Raw genomic sequence first — 22429 nt, 5'->3', positions numbered from 1 at the left:
ATGATCGCGTCCATGACCACGCCGTTCCGCCCCGCCCTGCAGGTTGCCGTTCTGAGCCTCGCCATCGCCGCGACCCTGGTCGGCTGCAACCGCGACAAGGTTGAGGACAAGGCCGCGCCCCCGGCCGCGACCGCAGGGACGGGCGCGTTGGTCACTCCCGCCGACGCCGCCGCCCCGATGGCCTTCGAGGCGAAAACTCCATTCGCCGAGGTCAGCCTGACCCTTCCGGTCGCGATCAAGGCCCAGCCCGACCTGCATGCCCGCCTCTACGCAGCCGCCGTCCGCGATCTGCGCGAGTTCGCCGAAGGGGCCCAGGCCGACCGCACCGAGGCCGGCGGCGACGAGGGCATGGGTGCCTACAACAGGTCGATCGAGATCACGCCCGGCGCCGAGACCGGCAAGCTGTTCAGCCTGATCCGCACGGATTCCGAATACACCGGCGGGGCGCATCCCAACTCCGCCTTTGCCTCCATCCTGTGGGACAAGGCGCTGAAGCGCGAGGTGGCGGCGGCCGACCTGTTCACCAAGACGGCCGATCTGTCGGCCCTGGACGTCGCCCTCTGCGCCGCGATCAACGCCGAGAAGAAGAAGCGCGACCCCCAGGCCGAGACCGTCTCCCTGACCGGCAGCGAGATGTGGAAATGCCCGCGCGCCGCGACCGTGCCCTTTGTGCTGGTGACCGGGACAATGCCGGGCAAGGCCGGCGGCCTGGTCTTTCTGATCGGCCCGTACCAGGTGGGGCCCTACTCCGACGGATCATACGAAGTGACCGTGCCGCAGAGCGCGTTCCGCGCCCTGCTCGCCCCCGCCTATGCCGACGAGTTCGCCGGCGAGCCGAAGGCAGAAGCCTGACGATAGTCTCCCTCCCCATGAAGGGGGGAGAAAGTCGCGCCCTACCTCAAAAAATCATCCACCAGTTCGTCGAACCGTGCCGGCTGGTCGGCCATGATGAAGTGGCGGCTGGCGTCGACGCGAATCAGCCGCACGCCCGGCAGGGTCGCGTACTCATGCGTCCAGGCCCGCTCGGCAAGCTCGGCCGGCGCCCCGCCGTCGGCGTCCGAGGCGTAAAGCGCTGTGACGGGGATCCTCATGGCGGCGAGGCCGGGACGGGCGTCTGTGGTCATTACGTCCCGCAGCGCCGCCCCCATGGCGCGCCGGTCCGAGGCCAGCGACCAGACCACGATCGCGTCCCGCGTCACCGGATCGCGGCTCATGCCCTGGGCCGAGCGCGTCTGGCTGGCGACGAAGGCGTCGCCGGGCATGTCCATGACCATGCGCGAGGTTTGCAACGCGACGGGCGCGATGTTGTCCGCGGTGACATGAGGTCCCTGCAACGCGCCGAAGAACGGCAAACTGTCGACACTCATCAGCCGGCCGACCGCCTCCGGGTCGGTCTGGGCCAGACGCAGACCGACAAGCGCGCCCATCGAGTGCCCGATCACCGCCGGATGATCGAGTCCCTGTTCACGGACATAGCGGTCGAGTTCCACCACGACGGGCTCCAGAAAGGCACCCTCGCCGTGGCTCCAGGGTTCGCCGGCGAAGCCCGCCAGCTGGACCAGATGCACGCGGTGGCTGGTGGAAAGCCGGGTCGCGAGCGGACGCCAGACCTCACGCGACGAGACCAGACCCGGAATCAGGATGACGTCGGGGCCGGACCCGATAACCTCGACCGACAGCCGGTCGGAGGCGAAGGGCGCGGTTTGCGCTTCGGCGACGGGCTCAGCGAAAGCGCAGGTTGCGAAGACGGTGCCGCCGACGGCCAGGGCGGCGGCCGAGGCCAGGACCAGGGCTCGCAGGGTCGAGCGCCCAACGAAGTGGCGGAGATGCAGCATAGCGATGTCCTTGTAAGGTTATCCTGACGAAACGTCAGGCGTGGGGATTGTCGAAGACGTCTTCCACCGGCCGCTCGAACAGGGCGGCGATGCGGTAGGCGAGGTCGAGAGAGGGGTCGTGTTTCTCGGTCTCCAGGGCGTTTACGGCCTGGCGGGAGACGCCGAGGGCCTGACCCAGTTGTTCCTGGGTCCAGCTGCGCTCAGTGCGCCGTTCGCGAAGGCTGTTCTTCATCGGCCGCTGCTCTTCACGAACGGCGAAACAAGGCCGAACAGACCCCAGAACAGCGGATAGATGAGCCAGCCCGGCGCATGCGGCGCGCCGCCGTAGCTCTCGGCAAAGCCCCAGCCGCTGAACAGGGCCATGGCCAGTCCGGAGGCGATGACGAACCGTTTGGCGGTCAGGGCGCGTACGAACTCGTCGGCCTCGTTCATCAACGCAAGGGTGGCCCATAACTGCCCCGCGATCGGCGCGGCGACGCAAAGACCGAGGACCACGCCCGCCGCCTTGCCGATGATCTCGTCGAAGGCGCCGAAGATGGCCGCCACATTGACCAGGACATAGCCGGCCATGAACATGTTGGTGCGGATCACATAGCGTTTGTGCGCCGGATCCAGTGTCTTCCACGAAGCCATGAGGCATCTCCTTTGTAAGGCTCACCTTACACTACAATTTTGTCAGGTCAACATGACTTTTGTCAGGTAAGACTGACGTGCATCGAGGCGGCTTGGTGGGCGCGCGGAGGCGGCCTATCATCGCCGCCATGCCCGCCGCCCCGCGCATATCGCCCGCCGAGGTCTTCGCGCCCGACGAATGGGCTCCGTTCCAGAGCCGCTCGGCGTGGAAGGGGCCGCTGCTGGTCGTCCACGCCTGGGGTGTCATCGCCCTGGCCGTCGCTGCGGGGGTCTGGCAGCCGATCCTGATCCCGCTCTGTGTCATGATCATCGGCACGCGCCAGCTGGGCCTCGCCATCCTGATGCACGAGGCGGCGCACGGGGCGCTGGCGAAGAACCTGAAGCTCAACGATGTCCTCGGCCACTGGCTGTGCGCCGTGCCGATCGGGGCGTCTCTGGACGCCTATCGCCCCTATCATCTGTCGCACCACCGGTTCGCCCAGCAGCCCGAAGACCCCGATCTGGTCCTGTCGGCCCCCTTCCCCGTCTCCGGCGCCTCCCTGCGACGCAAGATGATCCGCGACCTGACCGGCCAGACCTTCTTCAAGCAGCGGGTTCTGTTGCCGCTGGCCGTGCTGCGGAAGCGATCGGCGGGCGGGGAGGCCCATGACTATGACGCCATCGTCACCGGCCGCTCGGTCGCGCCCTTCCTGCTGGTCAATGCAGCCATACTGGCGGGGTTCGTCGCGGCCGGGATATGGTGGGCCTGGTTCGCCCTGTGGCTCCTTCCCATGGCGACCTGGTTCCCGCTGGTCACGCGCCTGAGGAACATCGCCGAACACGCCTGCGTCGAGGGCTCGGCGACCGATCCCTTCCGCGCCGCCCGCACGACCCGCGCGAGCGGGTGGGAGCGCGCCCTGATCGCCCCCTACTGGGTCAATTTCCACGCCGAGCATCATCTGTTCATGCACGTCCCCTGCTGGAACCTGCCGCGCCTGCACAGGGCGATCCGTGCCACCGAACCGGGCGGGCGGATGGAGGTGGCGCCCGGCTATGTCAGCGTCCTGCGTCAGGCGAGCGGAGCGAAAGACGCATGAGCGACACGAGGGCGGACATCATCGGCGGCATGGCCGACATCGTGACCCGCGTGATGGAAGGGCCGGAAGGCCTGTGCGTCACCTTCACCGTCGAGGGTGACGCGAGTCGCTGGCTTCAGTTCGTCGACGACCAGGTCAATATGGCCTCCCTCGCCGACAGCCAGCCCGACGCCCTGATCGCCGAACTGGGACAGGCCGTGATCATTTCCTTCCAGCCCCGTCAGCATCTGACGGTGACACTGGCGGCGCGCGACCCCGGGACCATCGCCACCTGGATCCACGACTATTTCGTGAGGGGGCTGGATGCGGGCGAGGGCTTCCTGTTCGACGCCGCCCTCGAGCAGCTCTGACCCGCTTGACCATCACCGATCCCGCCGCCTTCATCCTGGCCAATACCCGGCTCCAGGCCGTGCCCCATGCGCCGGAGATCTCGCTGTGGCTGGCCGACGAGATCACCCCTATCTGGAAGCTGACGGAGGAGGAATTGGGCGAACTGGGCCTGCCGCCCCCGTTCTGGGCCTTCGCCTGGTCCGGCGGCCAGGGACTGGCGCGCTGGGTGCTCGACAACCCGCAGACCTTCGCGGGCAAGACAGTCGTCGACTTCGCCACCGGGTCAGGGCTGGTCGGTGTGGCAGCGATGATGGCGGGCGCCGCCAGCGTGCTGTGCGCCGACATCGACCCGTTTTGCGAGGCGGCGGTCATGCTGAACGCCGACGCCAATGGGGTGGCCCTGTCCTTCACCGACGCTGACCTGCTGGACGCCGCCCCGCCCGAGGTCGACATCCTCTGCGCCGGCGACGTCTGCTACGAAAAGCCGATGACCGAACGGGTCATGGCCTGGCTGAGACAGGCGCGGGCGCAGGGATCCCAGGTCTTCATCGGCGATCCGCACCGGACCTATTTCCGCACCGACGGCCTGACGCATCTGGCCGAGTACCAGGTGCCGACCACGCGCGAGCTGGAGGATTTCGCCATCAAGCGCAGTTCGGTCTTCTCGCTGGATTGATTGCGGCCACGCTTGGCCGGAACGGCGTCCGGCCCCATCTTCGAAGGATGAGAACCGCAGCCCTGATCCTGCTGTCCGTCCTGTGGGCCGGGACCGCCCCGGCCCAGACCTATACGCCCGGCCAGCCCTGGATCGGAGACCCGATGGCCGACCGGCTGCGCTCTCGCGTGGAGAGCCAGCGCCTCCAGTCCGAACAACAGGCCGCCTATGCCCGGCAGTACCAGTTGAACGCCCGTCTGACCGGGATGGAGATCCGCGCCCGGCGGCAGCCGGAGCCCTATGTCCCCTTCGTCAATGTGGTGCCCTCTGCGGATGCGCGGCGTCGGGCGCGTGAGGCGGCGACGGCGCGACGTGAGGCCGTGGCGTCGGGCGCGGGACAGATCGACGACTGGCTGGCGCGCGCACCGCGATAGAGGCCTGCATCCCTTTCGCCCCGAGCCTCGTTCCGGCATAGCTTGAGTGGGACAAACGGGAGGCGACGATGCGGTGGCAGGGCGGACGGAAAGGCGGCGGCGGGATCGAGGATCGTCGCGGCATGGGCGGCGGGGCCGTCGCAGGCGGGGGCATCGGTGTCGCCGTCCTGGCCCTGATCGGCTATTTCGTCTTCGGGATCGACCCCGCGACCACCACCCAGGTCGCCAGCCAGTTCGGTCAGGCGGGCGCGAGCCAGGAGGGCCGTCAAGGCACGCCGGAAGATCAGGCCGGCCTGTTCGTCGATGTCGTCGGCGGCAACATCCACGACGTCTGGGCGACGAAGCTGGAAGGTTACCAGCCACCCGCAAACATCGTCCTTTATGAACGGGGCACCCCGACGGGCTGCGGCTTCGGCCAGTCGGCGATGGGCCCCTTCTATTGCCCGACCGACCGTCAGGTCTATCTGGACCTCAGCTTCTGGCAGGAGATGGAGACCCAGCTCGGGGCCTCCGGTGCCGACTTCGCCCGCGCCTATGTCCTGGCCCACGAGATCGGCCACCACGTCCAGACCCTGACCGGGGCTTCGGAACAGGTGCAGAGGGCGCAGCAGAGCGCCTCGTCCGAGGCCGAGGGCAATCGCTATTCCGTGGCGCTGGAGCTTCAGGCCGACTGCTACGCCGGGGTCTGGGCCGCCAACGCCGCCGCCGTCTCGGGCGGAGAGGTCGCGGTCGAACAGGGCGATCTGGAAGAGGGCCTGCGCACCGCCTCGGCCATCGGCGACGACACCCTGCAGCGCCGCTCGGGCGGTCAGGTCAGCCCGGAAAGCTTCACCCACGGCTCGTCGGCCCAGCGGATGGAATGGCTGCAGCGCGGTTACCAGACCGGCGATCCCGCAAGCTGCGATACGTTCCAGGGCCTCTAAAGGCCGCTTGTTGCATCGCACACGGCGCGGCATGGTCGTGCCGTGACCGCCCCTGCCCTGACCACGCCTGAAACCGCCTCCCCCGCCGCCAGCCTGCGCGCGGCCCGACGGATCGTGGTCAAGGTCGGGTCGTCCCTGGTGGTGGACCAGAAAGTGCCGGCCACGGTCTGGCTGGCCGGACTGGCCGCCGACATCGCTGAGCTGAGGGCGAAAGGGTGCCAGGTCGTGGTCGTGTCGTCCGGCGCGGTCGCGCTGGGACGCGGGCGGCTCGGGCTGGAGAAGAATGCACGCCTCGATGAGAAACAGGCCGCCGCGGCCGTGGGCCAATCGCTGCTGATGCAGGCCTGGGAGGCGGCGCTGGCGGGTGCAGGTATGACGCCCGGACAGGTGCTGCTGACGCGAGACGACACCGAACGGCGCAGACGCTGGCTCAACGCCCGCGCGACGCTGGAAGCCCTGCTGAAGCTCGGCGTCGTGCCCGTGGTCAACGAGAACGACACCGTCGCCACCGAGGAGATCCGCTACGGCGACAACGACCGGCTGGCGGCGCGGACGGCGCAACTGGTGCGGGCGGACCTGCTGATCCTGCTGTCGGACGTCGATGGTCTGTACACGGCCGATCCACGTCGCGATCCGGCGGCCGAGCATCTGCCGCTGATCGAAACCCTCGGACCGGACATCCTCGCCATGGCCGGCGGGGCCAATGCGGACGCCGACGTCGGCACCGGCGGCATGGCGACCAAGCTCGAGGCGGCGCGGATCGCCCGCTCGGCCGGGTGCGCGACCCTGATCGTCTCGGGACTGGCGGCGCGGCCGCTGAGCGCCGTCGCCGCAGGCGCACGCGCCAGTTTAATCACGGCGACCGCAACACCTCTGCAAGCCTACAAGTCGTGGATCGCGGGCAGCCTGGAGCCTGCCGGTGCGCTGGGGGTCGATGACGGGGCGGCGGAGGCCCTGGCGGGCGGACGCAGCCTGCTGGCGTCCGGCGTGAAGCGGGTCGAGGGCCGGTTCGACCGGGGCGATTGCGTCCGCGTGGTCGGGGCCGACGGTGGGGTGCTGGGGGTCGGTCTCGCCGCCTACGCCGCCGACGAGATGGAGAAGATCCGGGGCCGACACTCCGGGGAGATCGAAGGTCTGGTCGGCTACAAGGGACCGGGCGTGGCCATTCATCGCGACGATCTGGTGCTGTACGAATGAGCGATCTGGACGCGGCGATGCGGGCGATGGGGCGGCGCGCGCGGGCGGCGGCGGACGCCGTGCGGCTGGCCCCGGCCGGGGTGCGTTCGGCGGCCCTGACGGCCATGGCGGCGGCTCTTCGGGCTATGTCCGACGCCATCCTTCAGGCCAACGCCCGCGACATCGACCGGGCCCGGACGAACGGCACGGCGGAGGCGCAGATCGACCGGCTGGCCCTGACGCCTGCCCGCATCGAGGCCATGGCGGCGGCAGTGGACGAGGTCGCGGCCTTCCCCGATCCGCTGGGCGTCGAGACGGCGCGCTGGACCCGACCGAACGGGCTGGACTTCGCCCGGGTGCGCACCCCGATCGGGGTGCTGGCCATCATCTACGAGAGCCGGCCCAATGTGACGGCGGACGCGGCGGCCCTGTGCATTCGCTCGGGCAATGTCGCCATCCTGCGCTGCGGGTCGGATTGTCTGGACAGTTCGCTGGCCATCCATGCGGCCGTGGTCGAGGGACTGGCGGCGGCGGGCCTGCCGGAAGACGCGGTGCAGCTGGTCGACACCCCGGACCGGGCGGCGGTCGGGGCGCTGCTGACCGGGCTGGACGGGACCATCGACCTGTTGATTCCTCGCGGCGGCAAGAGTCTGGTCGCCCGGGTTCAGGCCGAGGCGCGGGTGCCGGTGCTGGGCCATCTCGAGGGGATCAACCACACCTATCTGCACGCCTCGGCCGAGATCGAGATGGCGCGGGACATCGTCGTCAACGCCAAGATGCGGCGTGTCTCCGTATGCGGATCGACAGAGACCCTGCTGGTTGATCGGGCCGGCGCGGCGCGGCTGTTGCCACCGGTGGCCGAAGCCCTGATCGCGGCCGGATGCGAGTTGCGGGGCGATGCGGAGGCGCGGGCGCTGGTCCCGGCAATGCGCGCCGCGACCGACGAAGACTGGGGGCATGAGTTCCTGGCACCGATCCTGGCTGTGAAGGTCGTCGACGGGCTGGACGCGGCGATCGAACACATCCGGCGGCACGGCTCGGGCCATACCGATGCCATCGTGGCCGGTGACGAGGCGGCAGCGGCCGAGTTCCTGAACCGGATCGACAGCGCCATCGTCCTGTGGAACGCCTCGACCCAGTTCGCCGACGGGGGCGAGTTCGGCTTCGGCGGAGAGATCGGCATCTCCACCTCGCGCCTGCATGCGCGGGGGCCGGTAGGGGCGGAACAACTGACCAGCTATAAATACGTCGTGCGCGGGACCGGCCAGACCCGGCCCTAGCTGATGGTCAGGTCCAGAGGCCGGGAGGCGTGCAGACGGCCACCGCCGAGATCCAGCACCATCCGCCGGCCCGCGAAGGCCTCCATCCCGACGAGGGCGGCGGGGAAGCCCGGCAGGGGGACGTCGGCGTAGATCGGCGTCGCCGCGTCGCGATAGATCTGGTCGCCGACAGTGATGGTCCGTGACCGGACGATCTGCGAGTCGATCGACCCGCCCAGAACGATGCTCGCCCCTCGCTCCGACGGACGCCCGTCCAGCAGGCCCGCGTCCCTGGCCGCTTCCCGGGACAGGGCCAGCAGGGCCGAGGCACCGGTATCGACCACGGCCCGGACCGTCGCCCCCTCGACAGTGACTTCGGTCGTCAGGGCACCGTTCGCCTTCGACACCGGGATGGCGGCGACGTCGGTCGGCAGGACGTAGCCCTCGCGCGGCAGGAAGCGCATGTGCCGCTCCTCCGTGTCCAGCTCCAGCACGGTCTCACCCAGCAGGTCCTGGCCGAGGATCAGCGGTGCCGAGAGGCCTTCGCCGACCGCCAGCGGCCCCAGCGACAGGATGGCGGTGCGGAGCGCCTCGATCCGCATGCCCCCGACCGTGACGTCCAGCGTCACCCCCTGCCCCATCTGGGCTCCGCCGCCGACACCATAGGCGACCAGCGGGATGTCGAACGCCCGGGTCAGGCCCAGGCGCTGGAACAGCGCACGATCAATGACGGAATACTGGGCCCCGGAATCGACCAGGGCGCGGACCGGCTGGCCGGCGACCGTGACCCTCACCGTCGGCACCGAGGCGCGGTGTTCATCATAGGGGAGCCAGCCGCTGGAGCCGTCAGGCCCGAAGACGATGCCGGGATCGCGCCACAGCACATGGTCCCTCAGCCACCACGCCCCGCCGAGGCCGGCGGCGACGAGCACGGCGCGAGTCAGGAGAGCGCGGCGGTTCATGCCCTGACAGTGGGGATGGGTTGCGGCACTGTCGAGGCGCGGCGACGTCGCAATCGCCGTTCCGCGTCCCCGGAGGACGGCGCCCGGCTGACTCCGGAATTCAGAGTCCAGATCGTCCATAGAGTCCCGCGGGGCCGGTCTTGAAAACCCCGTCCGAAGCGTCCGATGCGTCCGATGCGTTCGCCCATGGCCGTCCTCTCCGCGCGAAAGGGACCAGTATGGGGGCGTATCAGACAGCGATGGGCAAAAGGGCTCTCGTTCGGGCCGTGCGTTGGAATCGTTGCCGGATTTCGGGGATGTGTTGATAGGTATGGCCGGATTTCCTTCTCCCCTTGCGGGAGAAGGTGGCAGCCGAAGGCTGACGGATGAGGGGTTGCGCAGGTGCCTGGAATGAGGATTGGCAACGCTGACGTCTGACGTCAGCGTGACCCCTCATCCGACCTCGCTCCGCTCGGCCACCTTCTCCCGCAAGGGGAGAAGGACTCTAGACCTCGAACCGCACGCCCTGGGCCAGAGGCAGGGCGGAGGAGAAGTTCACCGTCTGGGTCTGGCGGCGCATATAGGTTTTCCAGGCGTCGGAGCCGGACTCGCGGCCGCCGCCGGTCTCCTTCTCGCCGCCGAAGGCTCCGCCGATCTCGGCGCCGGAGGGACCGATGTTGACGTTGGCGATGCCGCAGTCCGAGCCCCAGGCCGACAGGAAGGCCTCGGCCTCGCGCACGCTGTCGGTGAAGACGCAGCTCGACAGGCCCTGGGGCACGGCGTTCTGCATCGCCACGGCCTCGTCGAACTCCCGCCAGGTCAGGACGTAGAGGATGGGGGCGAAGGTCTCGTGCTGCACGACCGCGCTCTGGGCCGGCATGCGGACGATGGCGGGGCGGACATAGGCCCCCTCGCGGGTTCCGCCGACGACGATCTGACCGCCCTGCTCCACGGCCTGTTCGAGCGCCGCATCGAAGCCGATCGCCGCGTCCTCGTCGATCAGGGGACCGACCAGGACGCCGTCCTCGCGCGGATCGCCGATCGGGAGCGTCGCATAGGCCTTTGCCAGCCGGTCCAGCAGAGCCTCGGCGACATCCTCATGCACCAGCAGACGGCGCAGGGTGGTGCAGCGCTGGCCGCAGGTGCCGACGGCGGAAAAGGCGATCGCACGCACCGCCATGTCCATGTCGGCGCTGGGCGTGACGATCATGGCGTTGTTGCCGCCGAGTTCCAGCAGCGACCGGCCCAGCCGGCCTGCGACAGTCGTCGCGACCGCCTTGCCCATCCGGGTCGAACCGGTGGCGGAAACGAGCGCCACGCGGGGATCGGCAGCCAGGGCTTCCCCGACCTCGCGTCCGCCGACCAGAAGCTGGACGAGGCCTTCGGGCGCATCGCCGAACCGGGCCAGGGCGCGCTGCATCACGGCATGGGTGGCGATCGCGGTCAGAGGCGTCTTCTCCGAGGGCTTCCAGATCACCGGATCGCCGCATACAAGCGCCAGGGCCGCGTTCCAGGCCCAGACCGCGACCGGGAAGTTGAAGGCCGAAATGACCGCGACCGGCCCCAGAGGCTGCCAGGTCTCGCGCATGTGGTGGCCGGGCCGCTCGCTGGGCAGGGTCAGGCCGTACAGCTGGCGCGACAGGCCGACGGCGAAGTCGCAGATGTCGATCATCTCCTGAACCTCGCCAAGGCCCTCCGAGGTGATCTTGCCCGCCTCGAGGGTGACCAGCAGGGCGAGATCATCCTTCGATGCGCGCAGTTCCTCGCCCAGCAGCCGGACCAGCTCGCCCCGGCGCGGCGCCGGGATACGGCGCCAGGCGTCGAAGGCGCTCGTCGCGGCGGCGATGGCGGCCCCGGTCGCGGCGGCGTCAGCGACGCGAACGGGCGTTCCGGTCGAGCCGTCGACAGGCGAGCGGGTCGGCAGACCGGCGGGATCGAAGGTCGCATCGGAGACGCCGAGGCGGGTCAGGATGGCTTGGGCGTTCTGGGCTGCGGTCATGTCGATCTTGGGTCTGGCGAACGCGGCCTTTCCCTCCCCTTCATGGGGAGGGACCGCGAGGCGTCAGCCGAGCGCGGGTGGGGTCCGAAAGGCGAGTGCGCACTCACCTTTCGGACCCCACCCTGGCTGCGCTTCGCTCCGCCGTCCCTCCCCATGAAGGGGAGGGAGAAAGAAGACAACCGAAAGGGCCGCGTCCCTTCGGAAACGGCCCCTCGGTCAGGCTGCGATCAGCCTACCAGCGGCGACCGTCGCGGTCCCGGCGCTCGTCCCGCAGGTTACGCTCGATCCGGTCCAGGCGGTCCTGGAGGTCGCGGCGTTCCCAGTGCGACAGGCCGTCGCGGCGGTAACGCCACTCCAGACGCTGGTACTCTTCCAGCTGGAAGCGCAGGTTCTGGGCCTCGCGGCGGCTGATGCGGCCATTGTAGGCGGCGCGATCGATGCGACGGGCCAGACGGGCCTGGTCTCCGTTCAGACCGCCGCCGTTCCAGCCGCCGTTGTCGCCACCGTTCCAGCCACCGTTCCAGCCGCCGTTGTGGTTCTGGCCGTAGCCGCCGCCACGGTCCCCACCGCGGTCATCGTGGCCTCGGCCGTAGTCCTGGGCCAGGGTCGGGGTCGCGATCGCGACCGCCGACGCGGCCAGGAGCGAAACCAGGGCTTTCTTCGTGAGGGCGGTCGTCATGATCTTCTTCCTTCATCTCGGCCCGGGGGTGGGCTGCGTGGTGAAGAAAAGCATTCTGAACCTGACACGCGTCTGAGCCGGCCGTTGTCGAACTGTCAGGTTGATGAATGGCCAGGTTCGACGTTCGGGTGGCCAGAATCCGTCGCGTCTTCATGCCCGCTTCACCGTCTTGCGAAACCGGGCGTCAATGGCCCGTCCTGCAAGGTGGGGTGGAACGGACAAGGGACGACCATGGCGCGCGCGCAATTCCAGAAGGGCCAGAAGGTCTGGGTCGAGTGCGTCGGCGCATGGGCCCAGATCGAAAAGGTCCAGCCCGTCTGGGCCAAGGGCTTCGAGGAACCGGTCAAGGTCACCTACGACGTCGGGCTGGGGCGCGAGTTCCAGGCGACCGAACTGATGCTCCCGGCCGAGGACGAAGCGGGCACGGACGTCGGCGACTGGCGGCTGCTGCGCGCGCGCAACAAGTGGCAGCAGGCCGAGGACGTGCCGCACCATCCCTATCCGGGCACCTATCCCGTCGTGGTCACCGATCCGGCGGACTGGGGCGGCTGGCGCGTTCCGGGCGCGGAATACGACCGCGATCCCCGGCGGATCGAGTTCCAGGCGCGCCTGATCGCCGCCGCGCCGCGGCTGATGGACCTGGCGCAAAAGCTGATCGATACGGTCGCTGAAAGCCCCGACGACGCCCCGCCGGAGACCCTGGCCCTGGCCCGCCAGGCGCGCGACGTCCTGAAGTCCGTGACCGACGTTCTGGCCCCCGCGCCCGAGGCGTCCGCGACCGCTCCCCGCGCGCACGCAGCGTAGAGCCTGATCGTTTCTGGTGGACCCGATTTCCGGGTCCGGCCTGACGCGTGAATCATGCTTTCGCCTGGATCAGGCCCTGGAGAACTTTCGTTAACCAAACCTCGACAGGATTCCGCGACGCAGCCTAGATTCCCAGCCGTCGTCGAATCGTTCAGCGCCTGACCCTGCCGTCGCGGCCGGGACGCCGCGATCATGTCCGGGAGAGAGATTTGCGGGGCGCCGATCGCCGCATTCAGCAGCCGGGACGACGGTCGCAGGACCGTCCTGAAGGCTTGCCGACCTGGGGCCGGGTGCTGGTTCTGGCGCTGACCCTGGGTCTTGCGATCTACGTCGTCCTGTTCGCGCGCGAGAGCACGCGTCCCGCACGCGAGGCGGCGACCCTGAAGGTCGAGGCCCTGCGACGCGACGCCGACCTGGGCGCTGCACTGCTGGATGCCAAACTGGCCCGGGCGACCGTGGGGCTGAGCATCGCCGCGCAGCGTCTGAAAACGAACCCTGGCCGCCCGCTGGATGCTCTGGAGGCCGCACGGGTCGCGGCTCCGGACAGCGCCTTCGCCGTGATTGACGCCGCCGGCGTCGCAAGCGCTGCAGTCGGTGCCCGTCCGGCGGAGTTCCGCCCCTTGGCGGCCGCCCCGGAGGCCTCTGCGCCCCGGGCGACCCGGGATCGCAGGGCCATCCTGTCGACCGCGCCCCAGGCCACCGGCCTCGTCGCCCTGACCCCTGTCGCGGATACGGCCGAGGGGCGGACCCTGGTCGTGTCGCCGACCGAGGGCCTGATCGCGGGCTCAGCCGGCGCTTCTCTGAAAGATCGGCTGGGCTTGGAGTTGTCGGCCCTGACCGCGGCTGACGCCGCCGTGCAGGGCACCCCTCGCCCCGGAGAAGCGATCGAGGCGACCGCCGCGCCCGTCGGCGACAGCGGACTGGTGGTTGTCGCCTGGCGCCCGGAAACGACCGGCGCCGCCGCCATCATCAGCGACCTGTGGCTGCTGATCGCGCCTCTCGGGCTCGGCGTCCTGGTGCTGGGCCTCGCCCTGCTGCAGCGATGGCGACAGACGCGCGCATCGAAGGCCTGGGCCGAAACCGAGCACCGGTTCCGCGTCGCCGTCGAGGCGGCGCGTTGCGGCGTCTGGGAGTGGGATCTCAACGCCGGTGAGGTCGTGGTGTCGGACTTCATGGCCGAACTGCTGGGCCTTTCAGCCGGCGGTTCGGTGAGCGCGGAGGCCGTGATGGAGCGGATCCACCCGCGCTATCGCGACCTGGTCGAACACGCCCTGCGCCAGGCCGCGACCTTCGGCGCGTTCGAGGTGACCTTCCCGGTGCCCCTGGCGACCGGGGGCGCCCGCTGGATCGACGCGCGGGGCCAGGCCCGCGGATCGAGCGGCGAAGAGGGCTTCAGCATCATCCTCGGAGTCGCCCTGGACATCACCGAGGCCCGCCGCGCCAAGGCCCAGGCCCAGGCCGCCGAGAACCGGCTACGGGACGGCATCGAGAGCGTTTCGGACGCCTTCGTCCTGTTCGACAAGCACGGCCGCCTGATCCTGTGGAACCAGGCCTTCAAGGACGCCTTCGGCTTTGCCGACGAAGCCGTGCGCAAGGGTGCCATGAAGGACGAGCTGAACCGTATCGCCGCGCTCGCCATCAAGGAGGAGCGGCCCTCCGCCGAGGGCCTCGCCGGCGCCCGCGAAGTCGAGCTGTTTGACGGCCGGGTGCTGCAGCTGTCCGAACGGTTCACCGGCGACGGCGGCACTGTGGTCACCGCCGCCGACGTCACAGCCATCCGCCGCCAGGAACTGGAACGGCAGCGCGCCGCCGACAGCTTGCGGATCACCGTCGATCAACTTGAGTCCAGCCAGGAAAAACTCAGCCTGCTGGCCCGCAAATACGAGATCGCCATGACCCGGGCCGAGGCCGCCAACCAGGCGAAGTCCGAATTCCTGGCCAACATGTCCCACGAACTCCGCACCCCGCTGAACGCCATCAACGGCTTCTCGGAGATCATGGCCGGCGAGATGTTCGGGCCTCTGGGAGACCCCAAATACAAGGGCTACGCCGGCGACATCCTGAAGTCCGGCCAGCACCTGCTGAGCCTGATCAACGACATCCTCGACATGGCCAAGATCGAGGCGGGCAAGATGACCCTGCACTACGAGCCCGTGTCCCTGACCGAGATCTGCGAGGACGCCATCCGCCTGATGCGCGGCAAGGCGCAGGACTCGGGCCTGACCCTGTCGCTCCAGGCTCACGACCTGCCCGAGATCGACGCCGACTATCGCGGACTGAAACAGGTGATGCTGAACCTGATCTCGAACGCTGTGAAGTTCACGCCCGAAGGCGGCGAGATCACGGTTTCACTGGAGAGGCTGAACGTGGGCCGGGTGCAGATCGCTGTGACCGACACGGGGATCGGTATCGCCGCCCACGACCTGGCCCGCCTGGCCCAGCCCTTCGAACAGGTCGAGGGCCAGCATTCCAAGACGACCCAGGGCACCGGGCTCGGCCTGTCCCTGACCAAGGCCCTGATCGAGCTTCACCAGGGCCAGATGCTGATGGAGAGCGAGCCGGGGGTCGGCACCACGGTCAGCTTCGACATCCCGATGAAACGTCCAGGGGCGCAGGTCGAACAGGCCCGGGCCGCGTAGAACACGATCAGACCGGGCCTCGGAAGGAGGAGACCCGGCCCCCGGATCACCACAGCCATGCAGGCTAACCCCGGGGGGTGGGGTCGTCCTGTTTCGGGTCCCTGGCCCCGCCCCTTTCGCCGTGACCTGCGCCGCCGCCCCTGCCGTGAGCGAGGATCAGGGCGAAGGCGGCACGGTCGGCGGGATCCATCGTACCCATAATGGCCAGGGTCTCCGCCTCAAGCCGACGACGACCGCGACTCTCGGCTTCGCGCGACTGGTCCAGAAGCCGTTCGACAAGCGCCGCGTCATAGGGTTCGGCGGCGGCGGCGGCGATCGCCTGCCGACGGGCCTCTCGTGCCTGCTGGAAGTCCGGGCGGGCGCCGAGACCCGCCTCGCGCAACGCCTGTCGCACGCGGATCCGGTCATCGGGACCAAGAGCGGCGACCAGTTCGCGCGGGGAGGCACGACGGTCATCCCCATCCCTGCCGTGCATGTGGCTTTCGATCCGCTCCTGACCGGTCAGGGCGGTGTAGGCGGCGGTGGCGGCGAACAGGTTCACCGCGACAGAAACGGCCAGCGCGATGCCGAGAACGATGGTGAGGGTGCGCGTGTTCATCCCAGCACCTCGGACTCGTCGAAGCCGCTCAGCATGGCCTGGTCCAGCACGGCGTCGGCCTGGGCCTGGCTCGCCAGATGGCTGCCGAGGTTCGCGCCGAACACGACCCCGGCACAGGCTGCCGCCGCCCATCCGGCTCCGCCGATCCACAACAGTTTTCGCAGGGCGGGCCAACCGGCGCGGACCCTCAACCCGGTCGTGGCCGCCGAGGCGAGGACACGGTCCCGCAACGCCATCGAGACCACCGGATTGGGCGAGGCGTACAGGGCGGCGTCGGTCTGGCGCGCGTTGAACAGGGCGCGCCCGGCCTCCAGCGGATGGGCGTCGATCCAGACACACGCGGCATCGCGCACGCCATCCGGCCAGCGACGGACGTCGCCGCCAAAGGCGTCAGCCAGTTCGCCGAAACGCGTCTCGTCCATGCGTTCGGATGTCATCCTCGTCCTCCGTCTGCCGCCGGCCCTGCGCCGGGGGCCAGATGTGCCAATGTCTGTCTCAGGGTTCTTCGTCCTCTCGACAGCAGACTTTCCAGCGCCTCGATACTGACCGACATCAGACCAGCGGCCTCGATATTGGTCAGCTCCTGATAGTGGCACAGCACGATGGCCTCTCGCTGGCGCTGCGGCAGGGCGGCGAGCGCGCTATCCACCTGGGCACCCAGCTGGGCCGTCATGACGCCGCGATCCGGAAGCGGCCCCTCGTCGGGCCGGTCCGGTGAAATCTCGGTCGGAACCTCTCGCCGTCGACGCAGGCGATCGTAGCAGAGGTTCAGCGCCACCCGGTGCAGCCAGGTGTCGAACTTCGCCTTCCCGGGCGTCCAGCGCGGGGCCTGTTTCCAGGCCCTCAGCATGGCGTCCTGGGCCACGTCCTCGGCCTCGACAGGGTCGCCGAGCATCCGCTGCGCCAGGGCCAGCATGCGCGGCAGCTTTCTCGCCACCAGGGCCTGAATGGCCGCAGGGTCGCCCTGACCCACGCGGCGCACCAGATCCTCATCGGGGTCGGCAACAGAAGCCAAGCGGTCTCTTTCCCGACAGGCGGTGAGGCGGGACGGCCAGGCGAACGCGACCGTCCCCATCCTCTTACTCCGAAGCGGGCGCCGAAGGCGACGCCCGGTGGGCCGCGTGACGTTCGTGGCGCTGCCCGCGCATCGCCTGACGGGCGGCGTTGCGTTCCCCGGCGGCGATGAAGCCGTCGTGGTCAGCGTCGACGCGGTCGAACCGGGTCGTCAAGCGGGCCTGAACAGCCGCGATGGTCACGGGACCCGGTGCCTCGGCACCCTCACGCCCCTGGCCGCGATGACCGCGCATGCCGTGACGACCTCCGCGCCCGGCACGGTCGCCGCGCATCTCGCGGGCAGCGGTGAACTCCTCGCGGCTGACCGCGCCGTTGCCGTCTGTGTCGAGCGTCTCGAACCGGGCAGAGACGCGCTGGTTGCGGCGGGTGTCGATGCCCGACCGTCGCTCCTCGACGGTGATCGAGCCGTCGCGGTTGGCGTCGATCGCCGTCAGGCGCGCGATGCGGCCGTCAACGAATTCGGCGCGGCTCACACGACCGTCGCCGTCGGCGTCAGCACGCGCCGCTCGCGGAGCCTGCTGGGCCATGGCCGACCCGGCGGTCAGGAGGGCCAGAACGGCGGCGGTGCCGGCGGCCAGTGTGGATTTCCTCATCTCTTCGTCTCCCAAGGAACAAGCGCAGGACGCGCCTGCAGAACCCCCGTCCGGAAAGTGTAACGCGGCAGTCCGGACTATCCGTCGCGGCGCACCGGCAGGGCCCTCTCGAAGGCCTTTCTGGCGTCCGTTCGAACCCGCTCCAGACGACGCCTCAGGGCCGGGAAGTCCGTCTCACCGGCCGCCTCGGCCAGGCGCGTGCGGAAGGTCTCCGATTCGGCCTCGGGGTCGCCCTTGTCATCGAAGGCGCAGGCCAGAAGCTGGGCCAGAGCCTGATGCAGAACCCAGGTCTCCCTGAGCGCCAGATCCTTCGCCAGCTGATCCAGGATCGAGACGCTGAGCGCGCCTTGCCCGGCGGCCGCCTGCAGCTGACGGAACTGACCCACGAACTCGGCATCGACCAGTCCACCGGGAACCAGCTTCAGATCCCAGAACCCCTTGGCCGGCCGTTCGCGATCCATCAGGTCGCGCATGGCCCGCACGTCGCCGGCCGTGTCCACCCCGGGTCGCGGACGGCACAGCGCCGCCTCGATGGCCGCCTTGACCTGTATGCCGAAGGCCGGATCGCTGGCCCAGGCGACGCGCGCGCGGGTCAGGGCCATGAACTCCCAGGTCGCGGCCTCGTCGGCGTAATAGGCCTGGAACCCCGACAGGGGCACCGATACCGGTCCCTTCGACCCGGACGGCCGGAGCCGCATGTCGACCTCGTAGAGGCCGCCCTCGGCCGTATGCGCCGACAGGGCGGAGATCAGCCGCTGGGTGAAGCGGACGTAAAAGACGTCAGGCGACCATCCCTTCGTCGCCGACACGGCGTCTGACGACGCGCCGTAGACGGTCATCAGGTCCAGATCCGACCCCGCCGTCATCTCACGCGACCCGGCCTTGCCGAGGGCGATCACCGCCACCGCGCCCGACATCGCACCGCCCAGCCGCTCCGTCTCGGTCAAGGCCGCCGCCGACAGGGTGCGCATGACGGCGTCGGCGAGGTTGGTGAACCCCTTGCCCGCAACTTCCGGCCCCACCCGCCCGCTGAGGGTCTGCATGCCGATGCGGAAGGCCTGTTCGCGATGCAGGCGACGCACAGCATTCATCGCCCCCTCGAAATCGCCGGCGGCTTCGGCCTCCTCCGCCATCTGATCGAACAGACCGGTGTTGACGCCGAGCTCGGTCTCGAACCGCGCGTCCAGCATCGAATCCAGCGCGGCCGGATAGCGCCCCAGGGTGCGCGCCAGCCGGGGGGCGAAGGCCATGACACCGACGATCCGTTCGAACAGCTCCGGCTGGTTCAGGAACAGGGCCTGGACCTGCACCCCCGCCGACAGGCCGGCGAAGAAGACCGAGAACCGCTTGAACGCCGCATCGGCCGCGCCTGTGCGGGCCAGGGCCGTCAGCAGCCGCGGTGCCAGCCGGGTGAACAGCTCGCGCCCCCGGACCGATCGCGTCGCCGGGATACGGCCATGGTGCCAGGACCGGATCGTATCCGCGACCGCGCCGGGATCGGAAAAACCCATCCGCTCCAGCGTCGCCAGGGTCCCGGGGTCGTTGTCGACGCCGGTGAAGACCAGACTGCCGAACGGGGAGGACAGTTCCTCCTCGCCCTCGAACAGGGCCCCGTAGCGCTGGTTCACCCCGATCAGGATGGCCTCGACGCCGGTATCGAAGCCGGCCAGATCACCCTGCCCCGCCAGGGCCGCGACCGCCGCCCGGCGCGCCGGATCGGCGGGCAGGATATGGGTCTGTTCGTCCTCCAGCATCTGCACCCGATGCTCGAGTCCGCGCAGCTCGACATAGGCCCCGGTCATTTCGGCGGCGACGTCGGCGGGCAGGTGCCCTTTCGCGACCAGGGCGGCGAGCGCGTCGACGGTGCGGGAACTGCGCAGCGACGGGTCGCGGCCGCCGAGGATCAGCTGCTGGGTCTGGGCGTAGAATTCGATCTCGCGGATGCCGCCGCGCCCGAGCTTCAGATTGGCGCCCGCCGCCACCATCCCCTCGCCGGTCTTGTGAACGTGGATCTGTCGCTTGATCGACTGGATGTCGAGCACGGCCTGATAGTCGAGGCTGCGGCGCCAGACGAAGGGGACCAGCGCCTTCAGGAACTCTTTCGCCGCGCCGAAGTCGCCGCAGATGGCGCGGGCCTTTATGAAGGCCGCCCGTTCCCAGTTCTGGCCGACGCTCTCGTAATAATCGAGCGCCATGGGCACGGTGACGACCGGTGGCGTCGACGACGGATCGGGACGCAGACGCAGGTCGACGCGGAAGACATAGCCGTCGGCGGTGCGCTCGGACAGCAGCGACGCCACCCCCTGCGCCACCCGGTTCATCAACCCCTGCGCCTCCGTCCCCTCGGCGAGGACGGGGGCCAGACGCTCGGGATCGAAGAACAGGCTGAGGTCGATGTCGGAGGAATAGTTCAGCTCGAACGCGCCGTGCTTGCCCATGGCCAGGCCGAACAGGCCGGGGATGGGTCCGCGCGTGTCGTCGGCGGCGGTCAGAAGCTTGCCGCGCCGACGCAGGTCCTCGGCCACCCCCGAAAGGGCCGCGCGTGAGGCCACGTCGGCGAACCGGCTCAGCGCGCCGGTGACCTGATCCAGATCCCAGACCCCGCCGAGATCGGCCAGAGCCGTCAACAGGTGCAGTTCCGCCTTCAGCCGTCGCAGCGGCGAGCGCATGTCGTCCGCGCCGCCGGTCAGGGCGATGGTCCGGGCGGCGATGTCCTCGAGCCGAACCCCGGGCGCATCGGTCAGGATGGCGTGCAGGGTCCCGGGCCAGCGCCGCGCCAGACCGAACAGATAGGGCGAGGCGGCAAACACGGGCTGCAAGCCCGGCCAGGCGGCGTCGAACACCTTAGCCCAGCCGCCCTCCGCCGCGCTGCCCGACAGCCGCTCGCGCGCGCGCCCGGCTGCCTCGGCATCGGCCACCGGCCCGCAGGCTGCCAGCCGTTCGCCCAGCGGCGCCTCGCTCATCCCTCGCTCGCGGGCGGCAGGACGAGGGCGACGCGCAGGCCCGGACCGGACCCACCATAGGCGCCGGGACCCTCATCCAGCTGGATACGGCCCATATGGGCCTCCATCACGGCGCCGACCAACGACAGGCCCAGACCGGACCCGGCCTCGGTGCGGCTGTTGTCGAGGCGGACGAACCGCTCGATGACCCGGCCGCGATCCTCTTCCGGCACGCCCGGCCCGGTGTCGGTGACGGAGAACTCGATCTCGCCCGACGACCGCCGGCGCGCGCGCAGCATGACGGCGCCGCCGACCGGCGTGTATTTGATGGCGTTGTCGATGACGTTGGCCAGGGCCTGGGCCAGGAAGGGCCGCGCGCCCTCGATCATCAGGCCACGCTCGATCTCGGCCGAGAAGTCGAGACCCTTGTCCTCGGCCGCCGGCTCGTACAGTTCGGCCATGTCTGCGGCCAGGTCGGCGGCGTCGAACACCGCGGCGTCCGGCACCCGACCCGCCGCCGCCTGGAGCCGGGCGATCGCCAGCACGGTGTTAAAGGTTTTCAGCAGGGTATCTGCCTCGTCCAGGGCGACCTGCAGCGCGTCGGCACCGTCGATCCGGCCGCTCTCGGCATCGATCAGGGCGACTTCCAGCCTGGCCCGCATCCGGGTCAGCGGCGAGCGCAGATCGTGGGCGATGGCGTCGCCGGCATGGCGGATCGAGGCCATGGAGGTCTCCAGCCGGTCCAGCATCCGGTTCAGCCCGACACCGAGTTCATCGAACTCATCCCCCGAACCGCGCACCGCCACCCGCGCCTTCAGGTCGCCGTCCTGCACGGATCCTACGACCGCATTCAGCCGCCCCATCGAGCTTTCCAGGTTGCGGCTGATCAGCAGACCCCCGCCGAGGCCGAGCAACAGCACCATGCCCATGGCCATCCACAGCGCCTGGGTCAGACGGCCCAGATAGGCCTCGGTGTCGCCCAGCGATTCACCGACGATCAGCCCTTCGCCGCCCGCCAGCCTGACCTGCACGGCGCGCACCTGGGGCCGGATGAGCCGTCCATCGGGATCGGTATCGTTGAGGGTGAAGGTGGCCCATTCCTCGGCACCCGGCGCGCCGTCGAACGGATTGATGCTCAGGCTGCTGGTGATGACAGTCCCGTCCGGCTCCATCAGCCGATAGAGATAGGCGCTGCGGGTCAGGGTCCGGTCGATGACCGCCATGTTCAGCGCATCGAGACCCCGGCTGTCATAGACGCCGAGCAGGGTCTTGAGCTCGCCCCGCACGTCGGCCTCTGCCTGGGCCTGGGCCTCCTGGGCGGAAGCGACATAGACATAGGCCAGAATCGCGCTGGCCGCCGCTGCGAACAGCGCCAGGAACAGCAGCGTCAGCCGGAAGGGCGTACGACGGAAGAGGGACGGGAGACGCATGGCCACCTATTCTCCCTCCCCTTTATGGGGAGGGTGGTCGAAGCGCAGCGGAGACCGGGTGGGGTGTGTCACAAGCGATTGTCTCACGAATTCCACGACGTCGCCGAGATTGTCCCGGATCATCGCATTGTCGAACCGCAAGGTCCTGAACCCTTCCTGTGCGAACACGGCGTCTCTGATCCTGTCCTTCTTCGCCCGTTCCTCGGCTTCGTGCGAGGCCCCGTCGACTTCGATGATGAGCCGGTGGCTGAAGCAGACGAAGTCCAGAAAGTAGCCCCGGACCGGAGCCTGCCGACGGAAATGATAGCCTTCGCGCCGCAGCGCCTTGAGGCCGACCCACAGACGCGCCTCGGGCGGCGTCATCGCCTTGCGCATCGCTCTGGCCCTGGCCGTGACGTCGTTCAAGTCG

The 22429-nt window shown here is 69.4% G+C and carries 23 protein-coding genes; 10 read left to right on the top strand and 13 right to left on the bottom strand.

The genetic code is table 11. The features are described 5' to 3' along the window. On the top strand, positions 1-852 hold the full coding sequence (locus tag ACW18A_RS01680; RefSeq protein WP_492023090.1) for a DUF3298 and DUF4163 domain-containing protein: 852 nt from the start codon (positions 1-3) through the stop codon (positions 850-852). A 41-nt stretch (positions 853-893) separates the two neighbouring features. On the opposite strand, the gene ACW18A_RS01675 is transcribed toward ACW18A_RS01680, so the two are convergent. The 3 genes from ACW18A_RS01675 to ACW18A_RS01665 are packed head-to-tail and all read right to left on the bottom strand — an operon-like array spanning position 894 to position 2468. Next, positions 894-1835, bottom strand: a complete 942-nt coding sequence (locus tag ACW18A_RS01675; RefSeq protein WP_492023089.1) for an alpha/beta fold hydrolase — start codon at positions 1833-1835, stop codon at positions 894-896. 34 nt (positions 1836-1869) lie between these two features. Then, complete coding sequence (locus ACW18A_RS01670) at positions 1870-2067, bottom strand: helix-turn-helix transcriptional regulator (protein ID WP_492023088.1); 198 nt, start codon at positions 2065-2067, stop codon at positions 1870-1872. Next, a complete protein-coding gene (locus tag ACW18A_RS01665) occupies positions 2064-2468 on the bottom strand; it encodes a hypothetical protein (RefSeq protein ID WP_492023087.1) in 405 nt (134 codons plus the stop codon). Before ACW18A_RS01665 ends, ACW18A_RS01670 begins: the two co-directional genes overlap by 4 nt. Positions 2469-2596: 128 nt before the next feature. Here ACW18A_RS01665 and ACW18A_RS01660 point away from each other — a divergent pair, with 128 nt between their 5' ends. The 7 genes from ACW18A_RS01660 (at position 2597) to ACW18A_RS01630 (ending at position 8342) form a co-directional block, all read left to right on the top strand. Further along, positions 2597-3544 carry a fatty acid desaturase family protein gene (locus ACW18A_RS01660; RefSeq protein ID WP_492023086.1) on the top strand — a complete coding sequence of 316 codons (948 nt, stop codon included), beginning with the start codon at positions 2597-2599 and terminating at the stop codon, positions 3542-3544. Continuing rightward, complete coding sequence (locus ACW18A_RS01655) at positions 3541-3894, top strand: hypothetical protein (protein ID WP_492023085.1); 354 nt, start codon at positions 3541-3543, stop codon at positions 3892-3894. The genes ACW18A_RS01660 and ACW18A_RS01655 overlap by 4 nt, the downstream gene beginning before the upstream one ends. A gap of 5 nt (positions 3895-3899) precedes the next feature. Beyond that, positions 3900-4550 (top strand): class I SAM-dependent methyltransferase, encoded by a 651-nt coding sequence (locus tag ACW18A_RS01650; RefSeq protein ID WP_492023084.1) that lies wholly within the window; start codon positions 3900-3902, stop codon positions 4548-4550. A gap of 47 nt (positions 4551-4597) precedes the next feature. Next, positions 4598-4963 carry a hypothetical protein gene (locus tag ACW18A_RS01645; protein ID WP_492023083.1) on the top strand — a complete coding sequence of 122 codons (366 nt, stop codon included), beginning with the start codon at positions 4598-4600 and terminating at the stop codon, positions 4961-4963. A gap of 68 nt (positions 4964-5031) precedes the next feature. After that, positions 5032-5886 carry a KPN_02809 family neutral zinc metallopeptidase gene (gene ypfJ, locus ACW18A_RS01640; RefSeq protein ID WP_492023082.1) on the top strand — a complete coding sequence of 285 codons (855 nt, stop codon included), beginning with the start codon at positions 5032-5034 and terminating at the stop codon, positions 5884-5886. A gap of 42 nt (positions 5887-5928) precedes the next feature. Continuing rightward, positions 5929-7083 carry a glutamate 5-kinase gene (gene proB / locus ACW18A_RS01635; RefSeq protein ID WP_492023081.1) on the top strand — a complete coding sequence of 385 codons (1155 nt, stop codon included), beginning with the start codon at positions 5929-5931 and terminating at the stop codon, positions 7081-7083. Continuing rightward, positions 7080-8342, top strand: a complete 1263-nt coding sequence (locus tag ACW18A_RS01630; RefSeq protein WP_492023080.1) for a glutamate-5-semialdehyde dehydrogenase — start codon at positions 7080-7082, stop codon at positions 8340-8342. Before proB ends, ACW18A_RS01630 begins: the two co-directional genes overlap by 4 nt. On the opposite strand, the gene ACW18A_RS01625 is transcribed toward ACW18A_RS01630, so the two are convergent. The 3 genes from ACW18A_RS01625 to ACW18A_RS01615 all read right to left on the bottom strand — a co-directional run bounded on the left by ACW18A_RS01625 (position 8339) and on the right by ACW18A_RS01615 (position 11940). Beyond that, positions 8339-9283, bottom strand: a complete 945-nt coding sequence (locus ACW18A_RS01625) for an aspartyl protease family protein (RefSeq protein WP_492023079.1) — start codon at positions 9281-9283, stop codon at positions 8339-8341. The two genes, ACW18A_RS01630 and ACW18A_RS01625, sit on opposite strands and share 4 nt — an antisense overlap. 484 nt (positions 9284-9767) lie before the next feature. After that, on the bottom strand, positions 9768-11261 hold the full coding sequence (amaB, locus tag ACW18A_RS01620) for an L-piperidine-6-carboxylate dehydrogenase (protein ID WP_492023078.1): 1494 nt from the start codon (positions 11259-11261) through the stop codon (positions 9768-9770). 232 nt (positions 11262-11493) lie between these two features. Beyond that, positions 11494-11940, bottom strand: coding sequence for a hypothetical protein (locus ACW18A_RS01615; protein WP_492023077.1), 447 nt, complete (start codon positions 11938-11940; stop codon positions 11494-11496). 231 nt (positions 11941-12171) lie between these two features. On the opposite strand from ACW18A_RS01615, the gene ACW18A_RS01610 reads away from it, so the two are divergent. Together ACW18A_RS01610 and ACW18A_RS01605 are read left to right on the top strand one after the other, a co-directional pair. Beyond that, positions 12172-12744, top strand: a complete 573-nt coding sequence (locus tag ACW18A_RS01610) for a hypothetical protein (protein ID WP_492023076.1) — start codon at positions 12172-12174, stop codon at positions 12742-12744. A 209-nt stretch (positions 12745-12953) separates the two neighbouring features. Continuing rightward, positions 12954-15383 (top strand): ATP-binding protein, encoded by a 2430-nt coding sequence (locus ACW18A_RS01605; protein ID WP_492023075.1) that lies wholly within the window; start codon positions 12954-12956, stop codon positions 15381-15383. Between the two features lie 64 nt (positions 15384-15447). Here the strand turns inward: ACW18A_RS01605 and ACW18A_RS01600 are convergent, their stop codons facing one another. The 7 genes from ACW18A_RS01600 to ACW18A_RS01570 all read right to left on the bottom strand — a co-directional run bounded on the left by ACW18A_RS01600 (position 15448) and on the right by ACW18A_RS01570 (position 22425). Beyond that, entirely contained in the window at positions 15448-15981 is a 534-nt protein-coding gene (locus tag ACW18A_RS01600) for a periplasmic heavy metal sensor (RefSeq protein WP_492023074.1), read from the bottom strand. Continuing rightward, the gene (locus tag ACW18A_RS01595) at positions 15978-16418 is read right to left on the bottom strand and encodes a hypothetical protein (RefSeq protein WP_492023073.1); all 441 of its coding nucleotides are present in this window, start codon (positions 16416-16418) and stop codon (positions 15978-15980) included. The genes ACW18A_RS01600 and ACW18A_RS01595 overlap by 4 nt, the downstream gene beginning before the upstream one ends. Then, positions 16415-16996 (bottom strand): RNA polymerase sigma factor, encoded by a 582-nt coding sequence (locus tag ACW18A_RS01590; protein WP_492023072.1) that lies wholly within the window; start codon positions 16994-16996, stop codon positions 16415-16417. The genes ACW18A_RS01595 and ACW18A_RS01590 overlap by 4 nt, the downstream gene beginning before the upstream one ends. A gap of 64 nt (positions 16997-17060) precedes the next feature. Continuing rightward, complete coding sequence (locus tag ACW18A_RS01585) at positions 17061-17648, bottom strand: EF-hand domain-containing protein (RefSeq protein WP_492023071.1); 588 nt, start codon at positions 17646-17648, stop codon at positions 17061-17063. Positions 17649-17725: 77 nt separating this feature from the next. Then, positions 17726-20611, bottom strand: a complete 2886-nt coding sequence (locus ACW18A_RS01580) for a bifunctional [glutamine synthetase] adenylyltransferase/[glutamine synthetase]-adenylyl-L-tyrosine phosphorylase (RefSeq protein WP_492023070.1) — start codon at positions 20609-20611, stop codon at positions 17726-17728. Continuing rightward, positions 20608-22020 carry a sensor histidine kinase gene (locus ACW18A_RS01575; protein WP_492024314.1) on the bottom strand — a complete coding sequence of 471 codons (1413 nt, stop codon included), beginning with the start codon at positions 22018-22020 and terminating at the stop codon, positions 20608-20610. The genes ACW18A_RS01580 and ACW18A_RS01575 overlap by 4 nt, the downstream gene beginning before the upstream one ends. 6 nt (positions 22021-22026) lie before the next feature. Next, the gene (locus tag ACW18A_RS01570; protein WP_492023069.1) at positions 22027-22425 is read right to left on the bottom strand and encodes an endonuclease domain-containing protein; all 399 of its coding nucleotides are present in this window, start codon (positions 22423-22425) and stop codon (positions 22027-22029) included. Positions 22426-22429 lie beyond the last annotated feature (4 nt).

The sequence above is a fragment of the Brevundimonas sp. AVps5 genome, from assembly GCF_058681515.1.
This window is presented reverse-complemented; position numbering and strand designations above follow the sequence as displayed.